The organism is Xanthomonas sp. D-36-1 (assembly GCF_017746155.1).
GTDB lineage: Bacteria > Pseudomonadota > Gammaproteobacteria > Xanthomonadales > Xanthomonadaceae > Xanthomonas > Xanthomonas cissicola.
Genome location: NZ_JAGHWR010000042.1, coordinates 64,201 through 81,683, shown reverse-complemented (window position 1 = coordinate 81,683; position 17,483 = coordinate 64,201). Strand labels below are relative to the sequence as shown.

General features: G+C 65.9%; 15 protein-coding genes and 1 pseudogene. 8 read left to right on the top strand and 8 right to left on the bottom strand.

The genetic code is table 11. The features are described from left to right. Positions 1-20 precede the first annotated feature (20 nt). Positions 21-1,874, bottom strand: coding sequence for a M14 family metallopeptidase (locus tag J7367_RS13495; protein ID WP_057659107.1), 1,854 nt, complete (start codon positions 1,872-1,874; stop codon positions 21-23). 242 nt (positions 1,875-2,116) lie between these two features. Between J7367_RS13495 and J7367_RS13490 the strand changes: the two genes are divergently transcribed. The 4 genes from J7367_RS13490 (at position 2,117) to J7367_RS13475 (ending at position 7,787) form a co-directional block, all read left to right on the top strand. Next, positions 2,117-2,839, top strand: coding sequence for an ATP-binding cassette domain-containing protein (locus J7367_RS13490; protein ID WP_007962992.1), 723 nt, complete (start codon positions 2,117-2,119; stop codon positions 2,837-2,839). A gap of 10 nt (positions 2,840-2,849) precedes the next feature. Next, a complete protein-coding gene (locus tag J7367_RS13485) occupies positions 2,850-4,286 on the top strand; it encodes a DUF3526 domain-containing protein (protein ID WP_057659185.1) in 1,437 nt (478 codons plus the stop codon). Beyond that, positions 4,286-5,560 (top strand): DUF3526 domain-containing protein, encoded by a 1,275-nt coding sequence (locus tag J7367_RS13480; protein ID WP_057659109.1) that lies wholly within the window; start codon positions 4,286-4,288, stop codon positions 5,558-5,560. Before J7367_RS13485 ends, J7367_RS13480 begins: the two co-directional genes overlap by 1 nt. An 85-nt stretch (positions 5,561-5,645) precedes the next feature. Then, positions 5,646-7,787: a TonB-dependent siderophore receptor gene (locus tag J7367_RS13475; protein WP_057659112.1), complete on the top strand. Its 2,142-nt coding sequence runs from the start codon at positions 5,646-5,648 to the stop codon at positions 7,785-7,787. A 332-nt stretch (positions 7,788-8,119) separates the two neighbouring features. Here J7367_RS13475 and J7367_RS13470 read toward each other — a convergent pair. The 4 genes and pseudogenes from J7367_RS13470 to J7367_RS13455 form a co-directional block, all read right to left on the bottom strand. Further along, positions 8,120-8,783 (bottom strand): annotated as a pseudogene (locus J7367_RS13470) (DUF2894 domain-containing protein). Next, positions 8,780-9,451, bottom strand: a complete 672-nt coding sequence (locus tag J7367_RS13465; RefSeq protein ID WP_057659113.1) for an OmpA family protein — start codon at positions 9,449-9,451, stop codon at positions 8,780-8,782. The pseudogene J7367_RS13470 and the gene J7367_RS13465 overlap by 4 nt, the downstream one beginning before the upstream one ends. Then, a complete protein-coding gene (locus J7367_RS13460) occupies positions 9,448-12,105 on the bottom strand; it encodes a DUF802 domain-containing protein (RefSeq protein WP_057659115.1) in 2,658 nt (885 codons plus the stop codon). Before J7367_RS13460 ends, J7367_RS13465 begins: the two co-directional genes overlap by 4 nt. A gap of 10 nt (positions 12,106-12,115) precedes the next feature. Continuing rightward, positions 12,116-12,865 (bottom strand): DUF3348 domain-containing protein, encoded by a 750-nt coding sequence (locus J7367_RS13455; RefSeq protein WP_139792817.1) that lies wholly within the window; start codon positions 12,863-12,865, stop codon positions 12,116-12,118. 327 nt (positions 12,866-13,192) lie between these two features. Here J7367_RS13455 and J7367_RS13450 point away from each other — a divergent pair, with 327 nt between their 5' ends. Next, positions 13,193-13,405 (top strand): hypothetical protein, encoded by a 213-nt coding sequence (locus J7367_RS13450; RefSeq protein ID WP_005911311.1) that lies wholly within the window; start codon positions 13,193-13,195, stop codon positions 13,403-13,405. Between the two features lie 438 nt (positions 13,406-13,843). Here the strand turns inward: J7367_RS13450 and J7367_RS13445 are convergent, their stop codons facing one another. Together J7367_RS13445 and J7367_RS13440 are read right to left on the bottom strand one after the other, a co-directional pair. After that, on the bottom strand, positions 13,844-14,065 hold the full coding sequence (locus J7367_RS13445) for a hypothetical protein (RefSeq protein ID WP_042674850.1): 222 nt from the start codon (positions 14,063-14,065) through the stop codon (positions 13,844-13,846). Positions 14,066-14,074: 9 nt separating this feature from the next. Then, a complete protein-coding gene (locus J7367_RS13440) occupies positions 14,075-14,326 on the bottom strand; it encodes a YkgJ family cysteine cluster protein (RefSeq protein WP_003489252.1) in 252 nt (83 codons plus the stop codon). 463 nt (positions 14,327-14,789) lie between these two features. On the opposite strand from J7367_RS13440, the gene J7367_RS13435 reads away from it, so the two are divergent. Beyond that, positions 14,790-14,939 (top strand): hypothetical protein, encoded by a 150-nt coding sequence (locus J7367_RS13435; protein WP_057659120.1) that lies wholly within the window; start codon positions 14,790-14,792, stop codon positions 14,937-14,939. Between the two features lie 82 nt (positions 14,940-15,021). On the opposite strand, the gene J7367_RS13430 is transcribed toward J7367_RS13435, so the two are convergent. After that, positions 15,022-16,185, bottom strand: coding sequence for a zinc-dependent alcohol dehydrogenase (locus tag J7367_RS13430; protein WP_057659122.1), 1,164 nt, complete (start codon positions 16,183-16,185; stop codon positions 15,022-15,024). 266 nt (positions 16,186-16,451) lie between these two features. Between J7367_RS13430 and J7367_RS13425 the strand changes: the two genes are divergently transcribed. Both J7367_RS13425 and J7367_RS13420 read left to right on the top strand, forming a co-directional pair. After that, the gene (locus J7367_RS13425; protein WP_057659124.1) at positions 16,452-17,066 is read left to right on the top strand and encodes a DUF4142 domain-containing protein; all 615 of its coding nucleotides are present in this window, start codon (positions 16,452-16,454) and stop codon (positions 17,064-17,066) included. A gap of 101 nt (positions 17,067-17,167) precedes the next feature. Next, positions 17,168-17,350 carry a DUF3606 domain-containing protein gene (locus J7367_RS13420; RefSeq protein WP_003490054.1) on the top strand — a complete coding sequence of 61 codons (183 nt, stop codon included), beginning with the start codon at positions 17,168-17,170 and terminating at the stop codon, positions 17,348-17,350. Positions 17,351-17,483: the final 133 nt, after the last annotated feature.

The window sequence follows — 17,483 nt, the reverse complement described above, 5'->3', positions numbered from 1 at the left end:
CGCCACAGGCATGGGCGGCGCTATTGCATCACTTCGCGCCGCACCGGATACCGCCAGCCGCTGATCGCCGCGTAGGGCGAACGTGCATAGACCCAATGCAGGCGCGCATCGCCATCGGCGCGGAACGCCGCATCGTTGGCCAGTTTTTGTTCAAACGCGCTGCGTAACGCGGCATCGCTGCGCAACACGCGTTCGCTGAACTCAACCAGCTCGGTGGCACACAGCCCGCTGTCGGGGCTGCCGGCATGGCGGAAACGTCCGCTGGCCAGCAGCGAATCGCTGCTGCGCGGTTCCAGCAAGCCGGCGGCCAACATGCGCATCGGTTGATCGGTGGGCACGCGGACGCTGCCGGCGGGAAAGGCTTCTTCCACGTCATGGGTGTGCGGCACCTGGTTGCTGCCGGTCTTGGTGATGCGTATCTGCTGCACCGCGCGCCGGGTTGGCTGTTGCAGGCGTTCGTAGTGGATGCCATGCGCATCGAGCAAGGCGAGCACATCGTCGTTGCCGGGCGGAATCCACCAGGCCACCGGGTACTGCACGGCCTGCGTCTGCCGGTAGCCGATGACCGGCATCGACCAGGTTTCGTCGCGGCCTTCCCAGCGCAATTCCGGTCGGCCGGACACCGGCGACAGGGCGCGGGTGTAGGTCACGCCCTTGAACGGAATGTGGTCGATCGGCTGCGGCAGGCGTTCCCACGCCACCATCAATTCCTGCGGGCGTGCCGCGCGATCGGCATGTTTGGCGGCCGCGATGGCGTGTGCATCGCGGCCGACCACGCGCAGGGCTTCTTCCAGCAGCACGTAATCGCCGAGCACGCGTTGCCGGTATGACTTCAAGCGGTGGTTTTCCACCAACACCGTGGGGATGCCGGCAAAGTCGCCGTAACCGGTCGAATAGCGCGGGCCTTCGGGCGAATGGCGCAAGCCCGAGCGCGGTACGTCTTCGTCGATCAGGCTGGGGTAGATCGCAGGTTCATGACCCTGGCGGCGCAGCGCGGCGTCGACGGCCGGCGTGAAGCGCTGCTGCAGCCAGCCGGCAGTGGCGCGCGAGCGCGCATAGGTGCCCCAGCCGGCGAAGGTAAAGGTGATGTCGTACTGATGATCGAGCCCGCCACTGACATGCAGGTCGATATACAACGCGGGGTCGAGCGTGTGCAGCAGCTTGACGATCGCGCGCGTCTCCGGCGCTTCCAGATTGAGATAGTCGCGATTGAGGTTGATGCCGCGCGGTGTGGTATTCCAGCCCATCTGCTGCGGGCCACGCAAGGCGGCGCCGATGAGCGGGCCGCGTTGTTCGTGCCCATCGCTGTTGAGGATGGGCACGAACACGAAATCTACCTTGTCCAGCAGATCGTCCTTGCCGCGTTGTGCGATATCGCGCAGCAGCATCAGGCCGGCGTCCTTGCCATCGATCTCGCCGCCGTGGATGCCGGCCTGTGCCAGCACGACCGGTTTGCCGGGCTTGCCCTTGCGCGCGCGTACCAGCAGCAGATCGCGCCCTTCGCTGGTCTTGCCGAACACCTCCAGCGACAGCAGCGGCGAGGCGGCGACCAGCCGCTGCAACCACGCACGCGTCTGCGCGTAGCTGGGCGTGCTGACGAAATCGCTGCGCTCGGCCGGCGTGATCCACGGATCGTCGGGCGACACGATCAATGCCTCGCTTGCACCGTGCCATACCCGGACCGGCGGCAACGGAGCACTGGCATCGATGGTCTGCGCGTCGAGCTGGGCGGCAGCGAACAGCGCGATCGCCAGCACTCTGGCGATGCGTCGGGTGCTGCGCGCGGTGTTGCAGGCCTTGGCATGAGCGGCAGCGTGGTGGTCGGAGACAGGGAAAGCATTGGGCGAATTACCGCTGCGCATTTTGAAGGTCATGTGGGGTGTGAGGGTCTCGGGTGGTGGGCGACGGTGTCTGCTTGTGCCGGCCAGCCGTGTCGGCGCAGGGCGCCTGGTTGGATGTCCGCGCCGCAAGGCGATGACCGCAGGCGCAATGCGCGGCGCGGCACTAAGTCAGTGATGCCCAAGCCTCTGCCTGCGGCGGCGGATTCTAGCGATTTAGGCAATGTGATAACGTATCATTTATCAATGCATCCCCTAATCATGCCCTGATTTCTTCAATGACCCACGCGATCTCAATCTCCGACCTGCACGTGGCCTACCGCGGCCGCGCGGTGCTGCAGGGGCTGAACCTCGGCGTCGCGCGCGGCACCGTTTACGCCTTGCTGGGCGGCAATGGCGCCGGCAAGTCGTCCACGCTGTCCACGTTGCTGGGCTTCGTCAAACCCGTCTCCGGCAGCTTGCGGGTGGACGCTGTGGACCCCGTCGCCGACCCCGGCAAGGCGCGTGCGCACTTGGCCTATCTGCCGGAAAACGTGGCGCTCTACGAGCATCTGAGCGCCTTGGAAAATGCCGACTATCTACTCGCCCTGGCCGGCCAGCGCCGCAGCCAGGCCGCCATTGGCGAGGCGTTTGCAGCCGCTGGCCTGCAGCGCGAAGCCTGGGCGCAACGGCTGGCAGGGTTCTCCAAAGGCATGCGGCAGAAGGTGGCCATTGCCGTGGCCACATTGCGCGAGGTACCGGTGCTGCTGCTGGACGAGCCCACCTCCGGGCTGGACCCGCGCGCCATTGCCGACTTCAATCGCCTGGTCGGCAGCGTGCGCGAACGCGGCGCTGCGGTGCTGATGGTCACCCACGATCTGCTCGGTGCGGTGGATGTGGCCGACCGCATCGGGTTTCTGGAAAATGGCCGGATTGCCGAAGAAATCGGTGCCGGCGACAGCGGCTTCGATGTGCGCACCCTGCATGCGCGTTTCGCGCGTCCGCAGGATCGCGCTGCGTGAGGCTGCACGTATGAGTCCGGTGTTGTTGGTCGCGCGCGAAGAACTGCGCTACATGGCGCGCAACCGGTCCGCGGCCATCGGCGTGGTGTTGCTGATGTTGCTCACCCTGGTGGCGGCGTTGACCGCTGCGCACCACCAGCGCGAAGTGGCCGATTTCCGCGCGCGGCAGCAACAGGCAGCGCAGCAGGCGTTCGAAGCACAGCCGGACCGGCATCCGCACCGCGTGGTGCACTACGGCCATTTCATCTATCGCCCGTTGCCGGCGCTGGCTGCATTCGATTCCGGCGTGGATGCGTTCACCGGCAACAGCATGTTTCTGGAAGGGCACCGCCAGAACACTGCCAATTTCGGCGATGTGCGTCAGAGTTCGTTGCTGGTGCGTTTCGGCCAGCTGACGCCCGCCTTCGTGCTGCAGGTGCTGGCGCCGCTGATGCTGGTCTTCCTGGGCTATGGCGCAGTGGCGCGCGAGCAGGAAACCGGCACCTTGCGCGCGCTGTTGCTGCAGGGTGCCACGCGCCGGCAGTTGCTCGGCGGCAAATATCTCGCGCTGGCGGCGGTGGCCGGCGCTTGCCTGCTGCCGGCCTTGATCGGCCTGGCGCCGATTGCGTTGTTGCCAGGGCAAGCGCCGCTGGTTGCGCTGCTGGTGCTGGCCTATGGCGCGTATCTGTTGGTGTGGTGTGCGCTGGTGTTGGCGGTGTCGATGCTGTGCCGCCGCGGCCGCGATGCGCTGTTGGTGTCGCTGGCTGTGTGGGTGTGGCTGGCCTTGCTGGTGCCGCGCGTGGCGCCGGACGCGGCCAGTGCCGCGTACCGCCTACCGACCCGGTTGGAAACCGATGTGGCGATCCAGCGCGACCTGCGCACGCTCGGCGACAGCCACAATCCGGACGACCCGCACTTTGCGCAATTCAAGCAGCAGACGCTGGCCCGTTACGGCGTGCAGCGCGTGGAAGACCTGCCGGTGAACTACAAGGGCCTGCTGGCACTGGAAGGCGAGCGGCTGAGCGCAAGCCTGTTCGAGCGATATGCAGGCCGCGATGCGTCCATCCAGCAGCAACAGAACCTGCTGGTACGCGCATTTGCGTTGCTCAGCCCGACAGTGGCGCTGCGCGAGGTGTCCATGACGCTGGCGGAAACCGACCTGCGCGCGCATCTGCGATTCCTGGCGCAGGCTGAGCACTACCGCTACACGCTGGTGCAGCAGCTCAACCAACTGCAGGCCGACGCGGTCAGCATGGCCGACGACACCGCACAGGACGCAGGCGCCGATCGCCGCAAGCGGATTTCGTCCGAGCACTGGCATGAGATTCCGGTGTTCGCCTTCCGGCCGGCGTCGGCGACCGAGGTGATCGGTACGGCAGGTGCGGCGTTCGGCCTGATCGGGGCCTGGCTGCTTGTTGCGCTGTGCATGCTGGTGGCAGCCGGGCGAGGTGTGGGAGTGGCGCGCTGATGGTGCTGTGGAAATACGAACTGCTGTTGCTGCTGCGCGCACGTGCAGCGCTCGCCGGGTTGCTGTTGCTTGCGCTGCTCACCGTGTGCAGCCTGCTGTCCGGGCAACACGTGATGGCGACGCAGCGCGACAACGTCGCCAAGATTGCAGCGCTGCAGCGCGAAGACAGCGCCGCGGTGGAAGACTACGTGGCGCGTTCCAACGATGCCGGCAGCGCGGCCTATTACAGCTTCCACCCCACCTGGGACCTGCCATCGCCACTGGCCTTTGCGGCGATCGGCCTGCGCGATGTCTCGCCGTATATCTTGCGCGTGCGCGTGCGCGCGCTGGGGCTGGAAGCGCAGATCCATGATGGCGACAGCTACAACCCCGAGCTCGCGTTGGCTGGCCGCTTCGACTACGCGTTCGTGCTGGTGTTCCTGCTGCCGCTGTTCGTGATTGCGCTGTTGTTCGATCTGCGTTCGGGCGAGCGCGAAGCAGGGCGTGCACGCATGCTTGCCGCACTGCCCGGTGCGGGCGCTGCGCTGCTGGTGCGCCGCGTGGTGGTGCGCGCAGCGGCGGTGCTTGTGTGCCTGAGCGCGCCGTTCGTCATGTTCGCCACGTTCAATGCGGTGCCGTGGTTGCAGCAACTGGCGGTGCTGGCGCTTGGCGGCGCGTACCTGTTGTTCTGGGTGCTGCTGTCGGTGCTGGTCGGGCGCATCCAGTGGCGGCCTGCGGCGCATGCCACGGCGTTGGCCACCTGCTGGGTCGTGCTGGCGTTGGTGGCGCCAGCGCTGGCGCATGTGGCGATCAATCAGGCGGTGCCGGTCAACCAGGGTGTCGAGATCGCGCGGTTGCAGCGCGAGGCGGTCAACCATGCCTGGGACATCCCGCGCCAGGACACCATGCAGGCGTTCTACGCGCGCAATCGGCAATGGGCCGATTCGGCGCCGCTGACGACGGCGTTCCACTACAAGTGGTACTTCGCATTTCATGAGAATGGCGACCAGCAGGTGGCGCCGCAGGTGGCAGCGTATCGCCAGGGGCTGCAGCGTCGCGAAGCGTTGGCGCAACGCGTGGCCAGCGTGCTGCCGCCGGTTGCGTTGCAGGCGGCGTTGACGCGCCTGGCCGGCACCGATCTGCAGGCACAGCTGGCGTATCAGGATCGCATTCGGGCCTATCACCGGGCGCTGCGCACGTTCTACTACGGCTATCTGTTCCGCGACCGCCCGTTCACGCGCGACGATTTCGGGCGAGCGCCACGTTTTGAAACAACGGCCGGCCCTGCTTCATAGCGGTCTCCGCGCTTCACCTTTTGCCTTGCGTCTTTTACTTGCGCCACGGACAGACTGCACCGGGGCGCTTCAGGAGTTCTGCCCGATGCCCGTGTTCCCGCGCCGCCGCATGCTGCACGCGCTGCCTTTGCTCAGCCTGCTGGCCTGCGCCTGCGGCATTGCCTGCGCGCAGGCTGCGCAGTCGCAGGCGCGCGACCTGGATGCGGTGCAGGTGCGCAGCCAGTACACGCCTTACCGCGCGCTGAGCATTACCGGTGCCACCAAGACCGATGCGCCGCTGCGTGATCTGCCGATCAGTGCGCGGGTACTCGACCGGACCTTGCTCGAAGATGCGGGTGTCACCGATCTGGCTGGCGCGCTGGAGCTGGCCAGCGGCATCACCAAGGCCAACAACCTGGGCGGACTATGGGACAGCTATTCGATGCGCGGCTTTACCGGCGACCCGAATTTCAGTTCGGATTACATGGTCAACGGCTTCAATGCCAGCCGCGGTTACAACGGCCTGCGCGATGCGGCCAACACGCAAAGCATCGAGGTGATCAAGGGGCCGGCGTCGGCGTTGTACGGACGCGGCGAGCCGGGCGGGGCCGTCAACATCGTCACCAAAAAGCCGCTGTTTCAGCCGCAGCACAGCGTGGATGTATCGGCAGGCCGCTTCGACAGCTATCGCGCGGCCATTGATAGCACCGGCCCGCTGAGCGAGAACGTGGCGTACCGTCTGAATGTGATGCACAAGGATCAACACAGCTTTCGCGATACCGTCGACAGCGACAGCACCTTGCTGGCGCCGTCGCTATTGTGGATGCCGGCGCCCGATACGACGGTGTCGTATGAGCTGGAGGCGGTGCGTCTCCACACGCCATTCGATCGGGGCGTGACGGCTATCGGTGGCGATGCCAACCGGCTGCCGGCCTCGCGCTTTCTGGGCGAACCGCGCGATGGCGATATCGACCTGCATTCCACCGGGCACCAGGTGTTCGTGGTGCATGGTCTGGATCAGACCTGGTCGTTGCAGGGTGGGGCGACTTACCGCGACAGTGGCATGCGTGGATTTTCCACCGAACCCTGGACGCTGCAGGCCGATCAGCGCAGCTTGCGCCGCGAACGCCGCTACCGCGATTACCAGGGCCGCGATATCGCGGCGCGTGCAGAAGTGCTTGGCGGTTTTCAGGCCGACAGGGTCACGCACAACGTGTTGTTCGGCATCGATGCCAATCGCTTCGACGACAGCCGCTTTCAGCAGCGCGCCCGTTCCGCGGCCACGCCCTACAGCATCGATGTGCTGGCCCCGCGCTATGGCGTGGCACAGCCAGGCCGGCTGTCCACCATCACCGATACCGACGAGCGCCAGCAGGTGTGGGGCGTGTACGCGCAGGACCAGATCGATCTGGGCGCGCGCTGGAAGGCCTTGCTTGGCCTGCGCTACGACCATTATCAGCAAGACCTGGACAACCACCTGCGCGGCACCACGCAGCGCGCATCCGACGGGGTGGTGAGCCCGCGTGCAGGCATGATCTTCCATGTAGACGATGCGCTGTCGCTGTATGCCAGTGCCGCGGCGGGGTTTCGCCCCAACAGCGGTGTGGGTGCCAACGGACAAAGCTTTGCACCTGAGAAAAGCCGCTCGCTGGAGACCGGCTTGAAATACGTGCAGCCTGGCGATGGCCTGGAAGCCACGGTGGCCGCATTCCGCATCGACAAGAAAAACGTATTGAGCCTGGATCCGGCCGACACCAGTTTTTCGCTGCCTGTGGGTCAGATGCGCAGCCAAGGGCTGGAGCTGGATCTGCTCGGCAGGCTGACCGCGCGCCTGGCCGCGTCGGTGGGCCTGGCCTATACCGATTCGCAGGTGACGCGCAGCAGTGCTGCCGCCGCCAGTACCGGGCTGGCCGAAGGCCGGCGGTTTCCAAATGTGCCGCGCTTGAGCGGTGACGCGTTCTTGAACTACGAACAGCCGCTGACCGGCAAACGTCGCGCGGCGCTGGGCGTGGGCGTCTCGCACACGGGCGAGCGGCTGGGATCTGTGGATAGCAACACCGATTTCGTGTTGCCGGGTTACACCGTGTGGCGAGCGGTCGGCCACTACGATCTGAGCGAGCGGCTACGCCTGTATGCCAAGGTCGAGAACCTCACCGATCGCCGCTATGCGGCATTTTCGTATAGCGAGCAGTGGGTGTATCCCGGTGCGCCGCGGAGCTGGACGGTGGGTGCGCAGTTGCGGTTTTGAGCGATGCTCCGCGACGGCGCAAGCGGCGATCGGCGCTTGCGCCAGTGTGGTGGATGCCAGCGTGACCGGCGGGCGCCACGTCCAGTCGAGCATGCATTGTGCTCAGGATTGACTGCAGCCACTGCCGTGCGCCGGCAGCTGGTTTCTGGAGGTCGTGCGCGCTTGCATGCAATTGCAGCTGCGGCGTGACCAATGCAACAGAGGTCGCAGCCAGAAGCGTGCAGCGACGCCATGCTTACAGTGGGGGCCCCGCACACCTTGTGCCGGGATGCATCGCCGGGATCGGAGACCGCGCCAGGCTGCCCCGACGTAGATCGGGACCGATCGCGGGGTTAACTGCGTCGTTTCGACGGACTCTTGCTGCGTTTCTTGCCAGGCGCCAACGGCGCAGCCTCCTCGTTGGCCAACGCGCCGCCGGTGTGCAGCTGCTCCAGCCACGACAACGCATCCACATAGCCGAGAAAGTGCTGCAGATAGCCCGGCGAGCGCTCGCGCATCAGCGTGATGCAGCGATGCACCAGCACGCTGGAATTGAGCGGGCCGGCATCCTTGGGCGCATCCTGCAGCGACTGCCGCACCTGGCTGGCGGTGCGCACGGTGGTCCAGGTGCGACGAAAGTCGTCCAGCGCCGGCAGCTCCGGAAACAGCATCGCATCTGCGCTGGCAGTCTTGCGGCTGTCCACTTCCATCAGCGCCGCATGCCCGGCCATCTGCGCGGTGAGCGCACCCAATGCGCTGGGCTGCGGCGACGCAGGCGTCGAGGCAGACGCCGCACGGCGACCGGCACGGCGACGCGCTGTCTGCTTCAGCGCTGTCGCATACCCATCGACCATCGCGCCAAGCTTGTGTTCCAGCACCTCACGCACCGCATCGGCTTGCGTGGCGGCGCGCGCTGCCAAGCATTCCATCAGATGGAAGCGCACCGGATCCAGCCGATCGGCGCCCTGGCTGCGCCAGAGCTCCAGGTGCGCGCGCGGAGAGTGCGGGCTTGCTCATCGCGGTGCGGCGGTCGCTGCGGGCTGCCTCGATGCGCCTGCGCGCGACGGCGGGCGCGCGATCGGCGCGATCTCCACGCGGCGGTTCTTCGCGCGGCGGGCTTCGTCGGCGTTGGAATCCACCGGTTGCTGCGAGCCGAATGCGGCCGCGAACACCGATGATGCCGGCACGCCTTCGGCGATCAGGGCACGGGTCACCGTGAGTGCGCGTTGCGCGGACAGTTCCCAGTTGTCGGCGTAGCGGCGATTGCCGCCCAGCACCGGGCGGTCGTCGGTAAATCCGCTGACCATCAGGATCTCGTCGCGCGTGCGCAGGTATTGCGTCAACGGCGTCGCCAGCGACTTCAATACCTCGCGTCCTTCCGGCTGCAGTTCGTCGGAGTTGAACGCAAACAGCACATTGCCGCGAATGCCGATACGGCCATCGACCAGGGTCACGCGGCCGGCAGCCAACGGTGCGGCCAATGCCTGTTCCAGCGTCTGCCGGCGTTGCGCTTCGGCCTGGCGTTGTCTGACCTCCGCGTCCAGGCGGCCGGACAGCTGCAACTGCACGCCGATCACGCCGACCAGGATCAGCACGAACGCGCCCAGCAACACCGACATCAGGTCGCCGAATGCCGCCCAGATGGGCGTGGCCAGCTCGCCGTCGCTTTCGATCTCGTCGCTCATGCCGTTTCTGCTTCGCCGGTCTCGCCACGCCCGCGATCGAGCTGGCGCAGTTCTTCGATGATCTGCTTCTGCGAGAGCATGCTGAGGTCGACCACCTCGCGCGCCTGTGCCACGTAGTAGGCAAGTTGGTCGTCGCTGCGTGCCAGCGAGGCATCGAGTGCGGTGGCAACGTGCTGCAGGCGCTCATTGAGATCGCTGGTGGCGCCGCTGAACAACTGCACCGCCATGCCGAACGCTTCGCCCAGGCTGGCCACCTCTACCGCGCTGCCGCTGACATGCGCGGCCACTGCGCCCAGCTTGCCGGTTTCGCTGCCGATCTGTTCGGTGAGCTGGCTGCCCACGCGCTGCAGCAGGTCGGCCGAGGTCGTCACCAAGGCATCCACCGCTTCGCGTTGTTCGGTGGAGGCGTGATTGACTGCGTTGAGCAAGGTGTCCAGGGTGGCAAGCAGCTTGCTGCGCTCTTCCAGCATGGCGGTGTCGCGCACCATGCTCTCGGACAGCGATTGGCGCAGCTCGGCCACGACATTGGCCGCGGCCTTGGGCGCTTCGGAGGCGATCTGCATCAGGCGCGACACTTCGCTGATCGTCGCGCTGGCCTGCGCCTGCGCCTGCGTGGACAGCTCGCTGGCGGTGCTGGCCAGGGTGTCGCAGATGGCCTGCTGCTGCTGGACGACGCGTTCGCCGGTCTGTTCCCATTGCGTGGTCAGGGCCGTGCTCATCGCGCCGAAGCGCTCGCTCCACAGTGCCAGGCGCTGGGTGTCGCGCGCTTCCAATGCCGCCTGCAGGTCGGTGTGCGATTGCTGCAAGGTGCCGACCAGGGCCGCGGCATGCGCGTCGAAGCTGGCGGTGGCTGCGGCAAGTGCGCTGTGGTGCTGGCTGGACAACGTGGCGCTGGCCTGTTGTTGCTGGGCCAGTGCATCGCTCCACGCACTGGCAGCGTCGGTGCTGGATTGCGCCATGCGTTGCGAAACCGCATCCACCAACGCGGCGGAGCGTGCCTCGAAGGTGCTGGCGAATTGCGTGAGCGTGTTTTGCAGCTCCTGGGTGAGCGCGTGATTGGCGCGCTGCTGCTCGGCCACCGCGGCCGTCCATGTCGCTGCGGCAGTGGCGGTGCTGTCGGCAAAACCGTTGCTCAATCCATCGAGTTGCTGCTGCACGGCCTGCTGCACAGCTTCATGCAGGGCGCTGGTCTGCTGCGCCAGTTGCTCGAGGGTGGCATGCAACTGCGCGCTGTGCGTTTCGGTCGCGCGTTGCTGTTCGGCAAGCACGGCGCTCCAGGTGGCGGCGTTGGCCGCGGTGCTGCTGGCAAAGCCATCGTTGAGTGCGCTCAATTGCTGCTGCACGGCCTGGGTGACACTGTCCTGCACGGCAGCGCTGCGCTGCTCGATCTGTTCCAGGGTGCCCTGCAACTGCTCGGTCAACGTGGCCTGCGTGCGTTCCTGCGCGGCCAAGGCCACCTGCCAGTGCTCGGTCGCCGCGCGCGCGTTCTGCTCGATGGCGGCACCGACACCTTGCAATTGCTGATGCACGGCGCTGCTCACGCTGTCCTGCACGGCCAGGCTGTGCGCGGCAATCTGTTCCAGCGTGGTCTGCAACTGCGCGTTGTGGGTCTGCTGGGCGCGTTCCTGCACCGCCAATGCCGTGCTCCAGTGCTGCGCCGTGGTGCTGGCACTGGTCTGGAAGCCGTGGGCGATGCCGTCCAGCTGTTGCTGCACGGCTTGTGTGAGGTGTGCCTGCAATGCGGCGGTATCGCGCGCGATGCTGGCCATGGTGGCTTCCATCGCCGGCTGCAATGCCGCACCGACGGCGCGTGCGCTTTCGGCGACACCGGCCTGCAGCGATTGCTCCATGGACGTAGCCAGTCGCGCATACGCCGCGTCGCTTCTGGCGTGGAAGTCGGCCTGCTGTGCGGCCAGGCGCTGTTCGGCAGCCATGCTGTGCTGTTCGAGGGTGTGCATCAGCGTCTGCAGCCGGTCGATCAGGGCCGGCATCAAGGCGCTTTGCTGCTGCTGCAGCCTGAATGCTTCGCCACGTCGGTGCGCATCCGAATGCGGGTGCAGTTCGGCAGCGATCTTCAGGTCCAGGCGTTGCACCGCCTGCAGGCGCTCGCGCCGGCACAGCGCCGACAACAACCCCAGCATGGCAGATGTCGCCACACCGGCGATGGAGGTGCCGAAGGCAAACGCCAGGCCTTCCACCGGTGCTGCGAGCGAGCCGCGAATGGCCTGCAGATCGGTGGCGCTCTGCAATGCAAAGCCGGTGCCCTTGAGCGTGGCCATCATGCCGAGCAAGGTGCCGAGCATGCCGAGCAACACCAGCAAGCCGACCAGATACGGCGTCAGCACCGGTGCCGGCAACGCCACGCGCTCACCCTTGATACGCAGGCGCACCGCATTGCGCAGGCTCGGGTGCACCGCCTGCAGCCAATCGCTCAGGGCAGAAGGCGCCGTGGTCAACCCATCGACTGCCGCTTCCAGCGTCGCAGTGGCCTGGCGGTAGCGATACAGCTCCAGCGCGCCGGCCACATAACAGGCGCCGATCACCGCCGCGACGCAGGCGCCGAGTGGATTGGAGCCGAGATAACCGATGCCGACCCAGCAAACCGCCAACAGGCCGACGAGAAACACACACACGTGTACGAGAGTTCTGAACATGACGTCCCAGTTAGCGGGTACGAAGCGCTGCAAGCAGGCCTTCGATCGGGTGAAAACGAACATCCAGTTCGGCGAGCAACACGCTCTGCATGTCTTTGCGGAAGACATCCAGCCAGCCATCGGGCACCGCGCGTGGCGCGGCCGCGTCATCGGTCGGCCGGTGCTGCGCCTGTGCAGCATCGCGCAGGCGTTCGAAATGTGCGCCGAGCAGGCTCGGCACGGTGTTCAACAGGCTCTGCTCGCGCGGGCTCAGGGTGAGCTCCATCACCGCATCCACTTCGGCCAACCGCGCCATGTCGGTGGAGACCAATGCGAGCAGGTCGCGCAGCCGCCCGCGCAGATCGCCGGCGGCAGTGCGCATGGCGCGTTGCATGGCGAGGTAATGCTGCCGAAACGGTGCGAAATCGGGCGCGGCGACGGGCGCACCTGCGAGCGCGGCGTTGTGCGCCTCGGCACGCATGCGCGCGACCAGCGCGTCCAACTCGGCCACGCTGCTGGTGGCAAGAGCGGTGCGCACGCGTGCGCAAGCCTCCGCATCGAGCGGGCGCGGTTCGGGCAGGTCCTCGGCGTCCGGCAGCTTGCCGTCCAGCGCCTTGGACACGGCAACCGCGCGCGTCCAATCGATCCACTGGCTCAGCCGGTCGGCCAGCGCGTGGTTGGACTGGGCGATGTGCGCGTTGCTGAGGCGAGCAAGCAGGCGAATGAACGCCGGGCCCGACAAGGGCGCCCGTGGAGAAACTTTCGCCATTCTTCCGGTCAAAAACCGGGCATTTTACACGGGAACGCGCGCAGGTCGGCGCGTCGGGCGGGCGTTGCGCGCGAGCTGTCGGGTCCATGCGTGCTGGCATTCAGCCGTCCTGGTGCGCGCGTCAGGCCATGTGTGGCCGACGGCCTGAGGTGCGGCGCTGCACGCCACCGGCCGGGAAGGCGGCGCCAAGCAGCCCCAACCACAAGCCCGATTCGCGGACGACCGTCAGGGTTTGTAACCAATTCAGGTCCAGGCTTCCGGCTGTCCGGCTGACCCGGTTTTGTAAGGTGAACGGGTATAAGCTGCGGGCCGGGGAAATCCCCCAACGAGGTAACGACAATGGACCGCTCCGACATCCAAGTGTCCGATCTGCTGGTCTTGGAGCTGCAAGGGTTCCACGATGCCTATGGCAATGGGCCGGACTTCTGGGACGCCTACCAGCGCATCATGGGCATCGCCGCGCAGGCTGGCGGCAATATGGTCGCCTTGGCCAACGAAATGGCCTCATTGGCGCAGGGGCTTGGCGCGACCAAGCGCGCGCAACTGCTGTAACCGCTCATGTCCGTGCGGGCGGTGACGCCTGTGCGGGGTGCCTGAGTTTTGAGCACTGCGCCCTGCGTGAGACGACTGCTCGCTTAGGCGCCTGCAGTGCCGCCCACAGCTGCAGCTGCCGCGCTTGCGTGGTTGAAGCTGCTTGGCCGTCTACGTTGCGTCGGTGACGGCGGACCGAGCCGCGTCGGTGCCCGCGAGGCATCTGGCAACGCCATATCTCGCACGCCACTTCGACGTGAATGCAGCGGCAAGCGCGGGACCGCGGGCCAATCGCCAGCGCCCTTGCATTACAGGCATTCGACTCGGCGAGACGGCCGCTAGACGATGCGATGCATGCCGTGTGATCGCCCCGCAGACGTCGCGCTGCAATGGCATGTTGCATGCTGCAGATGCTGTCTCTGACACGGCAGGCGCAAAACGCCGGTTGCCGTTGTGGCCTTACTCGGCCTTGGCTGCGGCGGCCGGTGTGACTGCAGCGGCTGGCGCAGCCTCCGCCGCGCCGCGCTTTTTTTCGCGACGTAGCGGTGTATCGCCCAGGCGCTCGATTACGCCCCCGGATTGCTGAAACGCTTGCAGATCGGCGGCCAATCGCTGTTCGGACAACCGCGGCTTGCCCAGCTGATTACTGACGGTCATCGACTGGCGGCGAGAATGCTGCATCGCAAATCCTCATGCGTTGTACAGCGTCAAGGGAATGCCCCTACGGCGTTGATCGTCGTAGGTCGCACGCACGTCCCGGCAATACGGGCCGGACATGACGAAACGCCGGCAGATCGCCGGCCGCGTCTCGTAGATCGAGCAACACATGCGCGCAGCGTCGATGGCCACGCACCAACCTTCCTCGTCGCGCGCCATCACATGCCAGCCCTGTGGCGTCACGCTGGTGAGATGGTGTGGGATACGGTCGGATGGATCGACCATGACGGTGAGCCGGCAGCAGACGGCGTCGCAGCGTTCGCAGAGATTGTCGATGGAAAGGGCCAGATGAGTGAGGGCGCCACCAGGTTTCGGCCGCCCACGCACCATACACCCTGGGCGCGTTCGCATGTGAACCGACGCCGCGTTCCGCATGGCTGCTACGGTGCAGACGCAACTGCGCGGATTGTCCGATGACTGACTTCTCGGCGACATCGCTGGTTGCCGCGGCGCTGCGTGACCTCATCTGCGAACGCACAGGTCACGCAGCGCCGCAGGTGATCGAGACGGACTCCGGTTGCGCCGCATCAGCCCGAATGCGACAGCACACGCAATGCAATGCGTGGCCGCCGCCATGCACAGGACGGCACAGACGTTGCCTTTGTCGTTGATGTGCGAAGACGCTTTTCACCTGTGCCAACGCGGCGCACCGTAGCGTAATGGCTCGCATCACGTCGTAGGACAACACATGAGCACATCCGACCAGATTCCCTCTACGCACGACCAGGCGCAGCACGACAAGAAAAAACAGGACGCGCTGCAAGACGAAGCGGTGGAAGAAACCTTCCCGGCCAGCGACCCGGTATCGCCGTTCGTGCCGGCCAAGCCACTGGACTGAGCCTGTTCGCAGTGCTCAACGGTTACAGGACGCAGGCGGTGCGGCCGCGGCCGCACCGTCTGCGCATGCGCCACCGATGCACTCACGGTGTGAGCACAACCTTGCGGCAATCGTCCTGCTTCTTGTCGAACAGTTCATAGCCACGCGCTGCATCAGCCAGCGGCATCCGGTGCGAAATGATCGCGCTTGGCTTGAGCTGACCATTGCCGATGCATTCCAGCAGGTGCGGCATGTGTTTTTGCACATGCGTCTGGCCCATCTTGAAGGTCAAGCCCTTGTCGAACGCATCGCCGAACATGAAGGCGTGGATGAAGCCTGCATACACGCCAGGCACGCTCACCACACCGCAGCGACGGGTTGCGGCGATGCACTGGCGGATCGCCACGCCGCTGCTGCCTTCCAGTTTCAGGTTGGTCAGTGCGGTTTCGATGGCGCTGCCTTCGGCCTCGAAGCCGACCGCCTCGATGCTGGCATCGACACCCCGGCCATCGGTCTGCGAGACGATCACATCCGCCGGATCGTCGACCTCGTCGAAATTGATCGGAATCACACCATAGGTCCTGGAGGCAAAATCGAGCCGGTAGGCGTGGCGGTCGACCATGAAGATGCGTTCGGCCCCAAGCATGCGGCAGCTCGCGGCGGCCATCAGGCCGACCGGGCCGGCGCCGAAGATGGCAACGGTCGAGCCCTGTTTGACGCCTGCATCGACAACGGCTTGATACCCGGTCGGCAGAATGTCGGACAGGAACAAGACCTGCTCATCGTGCAAGGCATCGGGCACCACCAGCGGGCCGACATTGGCCTTGGGCACGCGCACGTATTCGGCCTGGCCGCCGGACAATCCGCCGTACAAATGGCTGAAGCCGAACAGCGCGGCGGGCGGGCGCATGTCCTTGTGATTGAGCGCCGCGCCCTTGCCGGTATTGGTGGTTTCGCACGCGGAAAATTCCTGCAGCACGCAGTGGAAACAGCGCCCACACGCGACCACGAACGGAATCACGACCCGGTCGCCCGGCTTGACCGCGGTGACGTCGGGGCCGACCTCTTCCACGATGCCCATGAATTCGTGGCCGAGAATGTCGCCGGGGTGCAGGTCGGGAATCTTGCCGCGATACAGATGCAGGTCGGAGCCGCAAATGGCAGTGGCGGTGACGCGCAGGATCAGGTCGTCGCGTTCGACCAAGAGTGGATCGGGCACGGTTTCCACCCGCACATCGCGTGAGCCGTGGTAGCTGAGGGCAAGCATCTTTGTCTCCTGTGGCCATTGGGACGCGGCAGCGCACTGCAGTGTTCGCGCAGCGGTGTTAAGCCTGTCAGCACACTGCGTGGGCGTGGTGTGGACGGGCGCTTGCCGACGCCGCGTTGATGCGCAGGTCACGTCTGGATAACCGCCACGCTCGCAGGCTCATAGGACGCGCTGGGACGCAGGCATGCCGCTTGCGCAATCCATGCGAACCCAACAATCAACGACCGCCGGACGCGACGAAAGAGCGCGATCAACAGGAGACAGCAATGGGACTTTTCAGGATGGTGACCGCAGGCGCAGTAGGCTATGTGGCGTACAAGGCCTGGCAGCGTCGGCAGGGGCAGGCGAGCGATCCACAGGATCCACGGAGCACCGCTCCCAGGGTGGTCGGCAGCACGCCGCCTCATGGCGACCCGTTGCGCGACAGCGTCGGCGATGCGCGCGACCGCAAGCAGGCGCTTGGTGCGTTGGCAGTGTTCAACGAAAACGAGCGCACGCTTGCGCAGCTGGCGGTGGTCAAGGGTGTGGAAGGAGAGGTGCTGGCATTCGCACGCAAGATGGACGAGGCCCACAGCGCTGCGTTGACGGACCTCAGCCGGTTTGCGCCCGATCGCAATGGCACGCTTGGCCAGGCCGCCGGAGCGGGCGCCGAAGGCGTGCGCAAGCGCCTGCAGGACCTGCATGGGCAGCAGTTTGAATCCCAGTATCTGCAAGCCAGTGTGGACAGCCACGAACAGGCGTTGGCCCTGCTCGACACACAGCTGAGCAGCGAGCCGGGCTCCAGCGACCTGGGCAAGGAGTTGCAGCGCGCACGCGACACCGTCGCCGAGCATCTGGAACATGCCAAGGCGTTGCGCGCCAAGCAGGGCCAGCCCCACTGACCACAGGTCGCTAGGCAACGCGTCGATGCGGCAGCTCTGCCAAGCGTGCGAGCCGCCGACGTCGCAGCCGACTCACCAGTTGTCCTACATGGGAGACCGCCATGGGCGAACCACAGGATGCAAATCGTCAACCCACCGACATGCACAATGTGAGCATCAACGAGGAGTGGGAGTTGCAGTACTGGGCGCGCGAACTGGGAATGTCCGAAGACGATCTCAAGCGCGCGGTGCAGGAGGTCGGCAACGTGACGACCAAGCTGCGCGATTATCGACCACCGCATTGATGCGTCCTGCAGGAAGTAAAACAGGCAACGAACGTTGCCTGTTTTTTTTGCGCGCCGGCGACTGCGAAACGTGAATTGCTTTCAGGGCCGACAGCGCGTCCCACGCCAGGTTGTATCAGTCAGCTGCAGGCTT